Below are 993 nucleotides of genomic sequence, written 5' to 3'. Positions count from 1 at the left end.
TGCGGGGTGTGGGGGCCCGGTGCGGGGAGGGCTTCCGCCCCATGGACGGCCACCGAGTCCCCCACAGCCCGGATCGCGCGCGTCGTCCCCAGGACGAGCGCTGGACTCCGGGTGGTGTCGGTGGTGGCCGGTAGCGTTCTTGCATGGCTGACCTGCAGGAACACCCCGGAGGCGACGTGGTCGCCGGCCCGGTGCTGCCGGTCTACGGTGCCGACGGGACGTGCCTGACCGACTACGGCCCGGACCCCGTGGTGGCGTTCGGCGGGGCGCCCAGGACGGGTGAGCAGCGGCAGGTCGAGGCGATCGCCGCGTGCCCTCCCGGGCCGGTGCTCGACGCCTGGCTGCGCGAGTTAGACCTCACGGTTCTCGCCCCGGCGATCCTCGTGGAGGTGGTCGCGGCCCGGGCCCGGATGGAGGCCCACCAGCACGCCGCGATGCTGGACGCCGTCGCCGAACTGGCCAACCGCCCGGAGATGAGCCCGCAGTGGTCCCCGCTGGCCGGGGCCCCACCCACCCAGGGGTGCGTCGCCGGGGACGAACTCGCCATGCGCCTCGGGTGGTCGTTGATGACCGCGAACAAGGCGGTGCACCGGGCACTGACCCTGGACGGGATGCTCGCCGCCACCCGCGAAGCCCTCGAGGTCGGGCACATCGACGCCGGCAAGGCCGAGGTGTTGGCCGCCGGGTTGATCGACCTGCCGTACGAGGCGGCGCACGCGGTGGAGGACGCGGTCCTGCCCGACGCGGCCCAGTGCTCCCGCCGGCAGCTGGAGCAGCGCGTGGCCCGCGAGGTCCGGATCGCCGACCCGAAGGGGGAGGCCGGCCGCAACACCCGCGCCCGGTGCACCCGCCGGGTCACCCGCCCCCGCCGGCGGCCGCACGGGATGGCCGCGATGTGGGTGGTCCTGGCGGCGGAGGACGCGACCCGGGTCGACGGGGTCCTGCACCACGCGGCCCGCACCGCCAAGGCCCTGGGCGACCCCCGCACCCTGG

1 protein-coding gene is annotated in these 993 nt (G+C 75.9%); it reads left to right on the top strand.

The genetic code is table 11. From position 1 onward, the window contains the following. Positions 1-143: 143 nt before the first annotated feature. On the top strand, positions 144-993 hold an 850-nt coding region (locus MHY85_RS21120), incomplete at its 3' end, for a DUF222 domain-containing protein (protein ID WP_239200437.1).

The sequence above is a fragment of the Cellulomonas sp. ACRRI genome (assembly GCF_022346185.1).
Classification (GTDB): Bacteria; Actinomycetota; Actinomycetes; order Actinomycetales; family Cellulomonadaceae; genus Cellulomonas.
The sequence above is the reverse complement of the archived record's forward strand: the minus strand, read 5'-3'. Positions and strand labels throughout refer to the sequence as shown.